We start from the raw sequence: 8,058 nt of genomic DNA, 5'->3' as shown, positions 1-8,058 counted from the left end.
GCCGTCTTCACCTTCGACCTGCAACCCGTCAACCCCGTCTTGCAGAACGAAGGTCAGCAGGCCGAAGTCACGGTGGGTGCCCACTCCTTGCGGCTGTTCGTTACCGGTAGGTGCCGGGTAACGGATTGCTTTGATGGTCGCCTCGGGGTCGGGAGTGACCCAGTTGTTGAAGTGGTCGGGATTGATGCCGAGCCCTTCTGCGAGTGCGCGGAGCATCGTCCGCCCCAGATGGTCCATCTGGTCGGCCCAGTCGGTCATCGTGGCCTGGAACTGCGGTAGCTCCTCGGGCCACTGGTTAGGTCCGTGCAGACGCTGCCACGGTTGCTCGGGGTCCAGAACACTTGCGCGTTCGGGTCCTAGGTCGATTTCCTCACGCAGGTCGGCTCGTCCCCCAGTCAGTTCTCCGCCCAGAGGTGTGTAGCCACGAAAGTGCGGGCTGTTGACCATGGCGACCGCCCTCTTCTCGCTAGCTGGCAGCGCGAAGAAGGCCCGGGTTACCGCAGCAACGTCCGCGTTAAGCGTGTCGTCGACACCATGGCCGGTCAGGTATAAGAACCCGACGTGATGGCAGGCGTCGCGCAACGCCCGGACGAACCTCCCTTTTGTCGCGGGGTTGGCGTAGTCCTGCAGGTCCATGATGGGTACCGCCGAATGGTCGGGGGTGCTGAACCGCTGCGCTGTGTGCGCTGTCATGGCCACAGACGCTCGGTGGCCAGCCGTGCGCCTTCACTGAGCGTGTGGAGTTTGGCCCACGCGATTTCTGGGTCGACGGCAACCCAGGTCGCGAAGGAGGCGAACCCGCAGTCGCTGCCCGGGATGACCCTGTCGCGGCCGACGATGTCGGTGAAGCTCGTGATGCGCGCGGCCACAGCTTTGGGATGTTCGATGTAGACGCTAGAGGTATCGAGCACCCCTGGGATCAGAACTTTCTCTTCTGGAATGCGGGTCTGTCGCCACACCTCGACTTCGTGGCTATGGCGGTGATTGGCGGCCTCGAAGACCAGTCCGTGGGGGCTCAACCGAAGGATGCGGTCGATGATTTTCTCGAGCTCGATGTCGTGGTGGTGCGGGCCCTGGTAGTTGCCCCAGCACAAATGCACCCGCACCTTGGTCGGATCGATGTTGGCCACAGCGTGATTGATGGCCTCGACGTGTACTTCCACTCGTTGCAGGAACTCATCGTCGCTCAGATGGGCGTACTGGATATGGCGGCCCCCCGCCAGATCTGGAGCATCGATCTGCAGGGTCAAACCCGCGTTGACGATTGCCTCGTACTCGGTGCGCATTGCTTCGGCGAGCGCAAACAGGTACTCGTCCAGGGTGGGGTAATGCTTGTTAGGCAAGTACAACGCGATCACACCTGGTGATGCAGCGTTCATGAACCGCTGCTCCACCGACCGGCCCCGTGCGGCGGTGTCGAAGTTGTCGAGATCGAGCTGCAGCAGATCGGCGCCGGTGTACTGGATGTCGTCGACGCAGACCGGCGTCGATGTCTCGAGCCCTTCCAACGACTTCGCAGCCAACTCCGGGTAGTCGTCCAGGTCGGCAATGGTCAGTCCGCCGCCATCGGGAACTTCGGCGTTCACGTCGAACCCGGTCAGGCGCTCCTTGACGTACGTGGCGTAGCCGATTTTAGACATCTCGCCGTCACTAATGATGTCGATGCCGGCCTCAACCTGGCGGCGGACCACCGTAGCGACGGCTTCTTCGACGACGGTGGGTAGGCGGCTGACGGTGGCGTCATCAAGCTCGCCGTTCTCCCGCTGCCGAATGAGCGTGGACAGATTGCCCGGACGCGGCAGGCTTCCGGTGTGAGTGGTGAGAATTCGATCTACCGAGGACATGGGATCTCCAATATGTGGCGGGTGACGAACACGTCACAGAGTCAGCCCTCAACCTCAACGCCGTCCCAATTCCCGGTTGCCAGTGGATGAAACTTTCATCTACAAACTACCGTGCGGATAAAAGTTTCATTCACGGTGGTGTGCAATGGGTTCATGAGCGAGACGACAACGGGAACCGTCCGGTGGGCAGACGGTGCGCCTGTGGAGGCGGTCGCAGTCAGCGACGGCGTGCATTGGACCCATACCGATCACCATGGCCGGTACGCCCTACCGAAGACACCGCACCCGATCTGGGTCCGCCGACCCGCAGATGGGCAGTGCGAACGATGGTGGCAGTTCGATGACGCCGAGGGTTCGGAGATCGACTTCACCCTCACTCGTCGCGCGGTGTCGATCAGCAAGATCGCCCACCTCTCCGATCCCCACCTGTCGTTGTCGAATGGCAACACGGCTGACGGAGTGGAGTTAGCAAACAGGTTCGGTGACAACACCAACGGCGCAGAGGGCTTGCGTGCCGCCTTGTCTGCGGCGCAGCAGGCCGGTGCCCAGCTCGCGGTGATCACCGGTGATCTCACCGATCACGGGACGCCCGACGAGTACGAACTGTTGCAAGCCGTGCTGGCAGGCTCACCGATCCAGGTCGAAGTCATCCCTGGCAATCACGACCACTACGGACACCGCCACGAACCCGCGAACGCAGACCAACCGGTCGGTGGCGGCTTCCTCGGAACCGCCACCACCTGGCGCTACGAACACGCCTTCGGTCCCCGGTGGTGGTCTGCAGACATCGGAACGTTCCATGTACTGGCCCTGGACTGGTTCAGCTACACCTGCGGCATCGACTGCAATGCCCAGAAGGAGTTCATCCGACATGATCTGGATGCCAGCGAGCGCCCGCTACTAGTCCTCACGCACGACGTGCCCGACCCTGGGCTGCAGGACCTTATTACCAGCTATGCAGGCCCGACGACCCGCATTTCGATCCTCTCCGGTCATTGGCACGTGAGCGTCGATCGACACATCGGACAGATCCACTACCTCACCGCACCACCGACCAGCTTCGGCGGCTTTGATTGGTCGGCCCCCTCCTGGCACCTCCTCGACGTCACCCAGGACCACTCACTGCGTCGCCAAACCCAGCACACCTGGACCCGTCACCAGTCCACACCCGCGCCGACGGTGCACTCGATGCTGTGGTCGGCACCCGACGGACATAATCAGCACGGCGGCAATCTCTCTCGCGTGGGACAGCACCACGTGGCGGTACCCACCACACGGCAAGGACAAGCGCACGTGACCCTTGTCAGTGGCCGAGACGGGCACGCTAAGTGGACGGTCCCCGTCGATGGTGATGCCGTCACATCGCTGACGGCGTGGGGTGACACACTGATCGCCACGGCCTTCTCCGGCACCCTCACGTGCCTCGACACCACTGACGGAACAATCCGATGGACGCACGCACTGCCCGCCGCAGACCAGATTCGCCTGCTCAACGCACCTGAACTGACCACAGACGGGACACTGATCACCGGCACCCTCGACCGACTGTCTGCACTATGCGCCGACACTGGCCAAGTACTATGGAGCACATCAGATCTCGCCCCCGTCGACACCCTCATGACCTACGGTCGCGGGCTCACACACGGACATCATGTCGTGTTTCCCTTCGGCGGCCCCTACCGAGGGTTGACCGCCCTCGACGCTCGTGATGGCACAGTGGTGTGGAGTCAGTTCACTCCCCCAGCAGCGCCGAGCACCGTGAGCGCGATCCCCGGAACAGGCGATGCACTGGTGGTCCGCACCGATACCCAAACCCTCGACCGCATCGCCTTGACCACGGGCAGCACCCTGTGGTCAACACCCATCGCCGGCGGCTTCACAACCACACCGCCGGTGTGTATAGGTGACCGCGTCGTCGCGATCACCGGCGATGGCACAATTTACCGTCTGAACCTGGCAACGGGTGCGCCAACGGCCGACCCCACGCACATACCGCAGCAGGGACACCAAGGGTGGGGGCCATACCGGTCTACCGGAATCGGAATAGCGACCGAGCCCCTGATCATCGGCGACCAGATCATCGCCGTGACTGTCACTGGTGAAGTCTGGGCAGTCGCCCCCTCAGGTTCGGAGGAACTCGCCGCAACGCTCGATCAGCATGTCACCACCCAGCCGGTCATCACCAGCGACAATCACCTCATCGCGCAAACAACAAACGCCCAACTTCACAGACTCAGCGCGATCGAGCCCGCCCTACTTGCCATCAGGACCCAAGGAGTACACCAGTGACGACAACGACCGGCCTGGCAGAAACCCACCCGCCGGTCGACTTCGAAAGTGTTCTACGTGCGCGGATGCCGAACCTGACCCGCAGCGCTCAAGCCATCGCCCACGTTATCCTCACTGACCCCCGCCGCAGTTATACACCTGACCATCTCAGACGTTGCTGAGGCGAGCCAGACATCACTAGCAAGTGTTGTCCGGTTCTGTAAAGATTTCGGCTACAAAGGTTTTGCGGACCTCAAGATCAACCTCGCCAAACATGCGGTACCAGCCCAGCAAGGCCTCCACGAAGACGTCACCGCAGACGACTCACCCAACACCATCCTGGACAAGATCGTTCGCAGCACCGCAGACGCGGTCCACACCGCGCTCGCAACCATCGACCCAGACAGCTTCGACAAAGCCGTTCAGACCCTGGTCCACACACGCAGACTGCTCATCGCTGGCGTCGGGACCTCATCGCCCCTCGTCCAAGACGCCAGCTACCGATTTCGCACAGCAGGGCTGCTCACCGAGGCGCCCATAGACAGCCACGGACAACACGTCAGCGCAAGCCTCCTTGACCCGCAAGACACTTGCCTCGCAATTAGCCACACCGGCCAAACACGCGAAACAATTATGACACTCACCGCCGCGAAAGAAGCGGGAGCTCAGACAATTACGCTCACCAGCTTCTACCGTTCACCAATAACCGCGCTCGCCGACATCAATCTGATCGCCGGCAGCAAAGAAACCAACTACCGCATCGAAGCCATGAGTAGCCGCATCGTCCATTCCACCGTCCTCGACGCAATATTCGTCGCCGTCAACGTCCAAATGCCCGAACGCGCGCGCAAAGCACAGGCACGAACCGCAGAGGCAGTCGCTAGCCACCGACTATAATCCGAACTTTTGACAAACCCCGGCCACACGAAACTAAGTTGACGTAATCTATATTATCGGCAATGATATTCATTGTCCTCTAAAGATGACAGAACGCTCCGACGGCCGCCGTCACGGAGCCACGACGGGGTGTTCACCGCTCTGTTCGAGCGGCTTCGGTGTCGGTCAGGCCGCCGATTTTTAGATTGTCTTCGGCTGAGGGCGAGCTCGTGAGTTCGTGAGCAGCGATTTGGGCTGTTGGTCAGCAGTACAGGATTGCGTTTGCCCTGGTACTCCCCACGCGGTAGTATCTGTCTTGCAGACCCCCCCACACCTGTGGATAAGGGGGTCTTGCTGTTTCTGGGGCTAAATTTCCTCGGGTTCCCGATTCGGGTCGCGCTCGGACAGGTAGTCCGCGTACCAGCGCCCAGCGAATTCGTTCTTCACGTGGCTGTCCACCACTACGTTGGCGCACCATGCAACGAGATCAGCCATCTGCACCAGTTGTGATCCCGACGAATCGATGTGGATGGCGTCTTCGATCACGCGCCGTTCACCGAGTGCGAGGCCCCTGTGTGTCGTTCGGTAGGAACTATCGCTGCCGTCACCGTCCATGAAGATCAGGCCCAACGAGTCGGATCTGGCCAATTCGCCTTCGATTCGGGTGACGAGATCGGCATAGAGTTCGCGCTTGGTACGCGCGAGATCATCGGGCTGGCCTCGGCGATATACCGCTCCGACGATCAAGCCTTCGGTCGAGCGAAGGGTGTCCAGGCATTCGATTGCGACCTCACGCCCGAAGTCCTTCCAGTACTCGTGTCCCTCGTGAATGTGTCGCTCAGGAATCCGTTTGGAGATCCGTCCGCGACCGTTCGCATACTCCGTGGTGTGTAGTTCTTTTGTCACCGGAACGCCGAACTCGCGCCACAGGCGTTTACGCGTGTCCAACCAGAACCGGAGCACCGAACGCCAATGATCAGGACTGAACTCTATCCAGCCGTAGACAGCGAGCCCGGACTGCGGATGACCTGAGTCATCGACATAAATCATGCGATCTAGATGAGGGGGCACGGGTCGATAATGACGGCCGGCCTTCTCAGTGCCAGTAACAACACGCCAACTTTCGAAATGGGCAACGACGTCGAACCCTGCACCGAAACGGGGGAGGTACCCAGATTACGGCCATGACCGTTTCGATGTATCGGCCGACACGCCTGAGACATACACCTGGCCGTCGACCAGCGGCAGATGTTTCGTAAGGGGCACCAGAGCAACGACGCCATTCCGAGGCAGCTATGTCGGAGATGCCCGATATGGTCCATACCTGACGACGGGAGTCACAGTGGGTATGTCAGCAACCGCGCGCGCGGAGCTACTGAGCAGTTGGATCAAACCCTCGAGCGAGAACGAACGGTTGCAGCAAGAGCGGGCGGAGAGCATGGTTCGCAGGGCGATCACGACCTGCGACGCCTTCGATGGCATCAACCCGCTCATCTACACGAAGGGGAGTTACCCCAACAACACCAACGTTCGCCGCGACAGTGATGTCGACGTGGTTGTCGAGTTCCACGGCTGCCTCTACTACGGCTACAAGGCCGGCGTCGTCGGAGCAGAACCTCCGTTGACGCCCTACCAGGGCGCGTGGACTCCCCAGAAATGGCGCCGGGCGGTTGTAGATGCCCTCATCGCCGCCTTCGGAGCAGACTCCGTCGACACCAGTGGCAGAGTCGCCATCAACATCAGCGCTGTAGAAGGCAGCCGCCCAAGCGTCGACGTCGTACCGAGCTTCCTCTACCGGCGCTACGACAATCCCGACCGGACCATCGCACCGGAGGGTAGCTGCGTCTTTCCCACAGACGGTGGAAACAAGATCGTGAATTGGCCCCAACAACAACTGGACAACGGGCGCAACCTCAATACCCAGACCAACCACCGGTACAAAAACTATGTTCGCGCGTTGAAAAACGCCGAGAACTACCTCGCGACAGCAGGCACCATCGACGAACTGCCCTCATATTTCATGGAGTGCCTGGTCTTCAACGCGCCAGCCTCGACTCTCACCACCGGTGATCTCGATGACGGCTTCCGCGCCACGTTAAGCAGCTTGTGGGGCCTGCTCGAATCGGAGGACAGCAAACGCGCGATGGTCGAGCCCAACTGGATGAAGTGGCTGTTCACCGAGGACAAGAAGTGGTCGATCCAGGATGGAAAAGATCTGGTTCTGGCGACGTGGAATCACCTCGGATACGGGAGCTGATCCTTGCATATGCGCCCGACGACCCTGGTTCGCATGGTTGTCCTATCGGTCGGTTTCGCTTACACAGCGATACTCGCGCTATCGGGCATCCACCTCGACAGCGTCGCCAAAATAGTCGTCGGCGTTCTCCCCGCCGCTGCTTCTGCGGTGCTGCTCGGGTGGGATCTGTGGCTGTGGCGTCTCCCGCTGCTGAACCGGCTGATCCGCAGGCCGCGAATCGACGGTCTATGGGAGGTGACACTGACACCCACGGCGGAAAGTCACATACCGGAAGGGGGTAACCGCGGACCCATTCCGGCGTACGTCGTGATCAACCAATCCTTCTGGTCTATCCACGTTCGGCAGATGACCGTACAAAGTGGGAGCGACAGCAAGTCGTTCTTCTGGAGTCACCTGCCCGGTGATGACGTGGAGCGGCTGAATTTTCTCTACCGGAATGATCCACGCCCCGAGCACCAGGCTCGCAGCCACCCGCATCTAGGCTCCTGTTCGTTCAATACGGCACGCCGTGTCCCACAATCGATCCGCGGCGTCTACTTCACGGATCGATACACCCAGGGCGAGATTGACTTACGCCTGATCGACAGATCCAAGGGATACACGTCGTTTCAGGAAGCCGCGGCACATGTGAGGGAACTACGCCCCAACAGCGGCCAGGTCTGACACGTCACCGTCCACGGGGTACTCCTCGTCGATTCGGGTGCCGAAGAGCGAAGGTAGCACTGGGTAAGTCTCTTATCTGATCTCGAGGTATTCGCTGACCCTCCAATCCGACGACCGTTCCGATACTGAGCGTGGCGTGAAGTCGAGGAA

Annotated in this window: 7 protein-coding genes; 4 read left to right on the top strand and 3 right to left on the bottom strand. The window is 60.8% G+C overall.

Annotated elements, in window-relative coordinates; translation table 11 throughout:
• Together A2J02_RS14525 and A2J02_RS14520 are read right to left on the bottom strand one after the other, a co-directional pair.
• Positions 1-636 (bottom strand): isopenicillin N synthase family dioxygenase (locus A2J02_RS14525; RefSeq protein WP_197478031.1); only part of this gene is annotated, 636 nt, incomplete at its 3' end.
• 53 nt (positions 637-689) lie between these two features.
• Positions 690-1,844 (bottom strand): cobalamin-independent methionine synthase II family protein, encoded by a 1,155-nt coding sequence (locus A2J02_RS14520; protein ID WP_068050823.1) that lies wholly within the window; start codon positions 1,842-1,844, stop codon positions 690-692.
• A 153-nt stretch (positions 1,845-1,997) separates the two neighbouring features.
• Between A2J02_RS14520 and A2J02_RS14515 the strand changes: the two genes are divergently transcribed.
• Positions 1,998-4,133 (top strand): outer membrane protein assembly factor BamB family protein, encoded by a 2,136-nt coding sequence (locus A2J02_RS14515; RefSeq protein WP_082898792.1) that lies wholly within the window; start codon positions 1,998-2,000, stop codon positions 4,131-4,133.
• 114 nt (positions 4,134-4,247) lie between these two features.
• On the top strand, positions 4,248-5,009 hold the full coding sequence (locus A2J02_RS28960; protein ID WP_082898794.1) for a MurR/RpiR family transcriptional regulator: 762 nt from the start codon (positions 4,248-4,250) through the stop codon (positions 5,007-5,009).
• A gap of 345 nt (positions 5,010-5,354) precedes the next feature.
• Here the strand turns inward: A2J02_RS28960 and A2J02_RS27255 are convergent, their stop codons facing one another.
• A complete protein-coding gene (locus A2J02_RS27255) occupies positions 5,355-6,038 on the bottom strand; it encodes a DUF3800 domain-containing protein (RefSeq protein ID WP_143546441.1) in 684 nt (227 codons plus the stop codon).
• A gap of 298 nt (positions 6,039-6,336) precedes the next feature.
• Between A2J02_RS27255 and A2J02_RS14500 the strand changes: the two genes are divergently transcribed.
• Both A2J02_RS14500 and A2J02_RS14495 read left to right on the top strand, forming a co-directional pair.
• Positions 6,337-7,245 carry a nucleotidyltransferase domain-containing protein gene (locus A2J02_RS14500; RefSeq protein ID WP_068050821.1) on the top strand — a complete coding sequence of 303 codons (909 nt, stop codon included), beginning with the start codon at positions 6,337-6,339 and terminating at the stop codon, positions 7,243-7,245.
• Between the two features lie 33 nt (positions 7,246-7,278).
• The gene (locus A2J02_RS14495; protein WP_156516224.1) at positions 7,279-7,908 is read left to right on the top strand and encodes a hypothetical protein; all 630 of its coding nucleotides are present in this window, start codon (positions 7,279-7,281) and stop codon (positions 7,906-7,908) included.
• Positions 7,909-8,058: the final 150 nt, after the last annotated feature.

This window comes from Rhodococcus sp. EPR-147 (genome assembly GCF_001647185.1).
Classification (GTDB): Bacteria; Actinomycetota; Actinomycetes; order Mycobacteriales; family Mycobacteriaceae; genus Rhodococcoides.
The sequence above is the reverse complement of the archived record's forward strand: the minus strand, read 5'-3'. Positions and strand labels throughout refer to the sequence as shown.

Bases quoted from the DNA above. Each gene is read 5' to 3' on its own strand.
- A2J02_RS14520 (WP_068050823.1), bottom strand. From the start codon at position 1,844: ATGTCCTCGGTAGATCGAATTCTCACCACTCACACCGGAAGCCTGCCG.
- A2J02_RS14515 (WP_082898792.1), top strand. From the start codon at position 1,998: ATGAGCGAGACGACAACGGGAACCGTCCGGTGGGCAGACGGTGCGCCT.
- A2J02_RS27255 (WP_143546441.1), bottom strand. From the start codon at position 6,038: ATGATTTATGTCGATGACTCAGGTCATCCGCAGTCCGGGCTCGCTGTC.
- A2J02_RS14500 (WP_068050821.1), top strand. From the start codon at position 6,337: ATGTCAGCAACCGCGCGCGCGGAGCTACTGAGCAGTTGGATCAAACCC.
- A2J02_RS14495 (WP_156516224.1), top strand. From the start codon at position 7,279: ATGGTTGTCCTATCGGTCGGTTTCGCTTACACAGCGATACTCGCGCTA.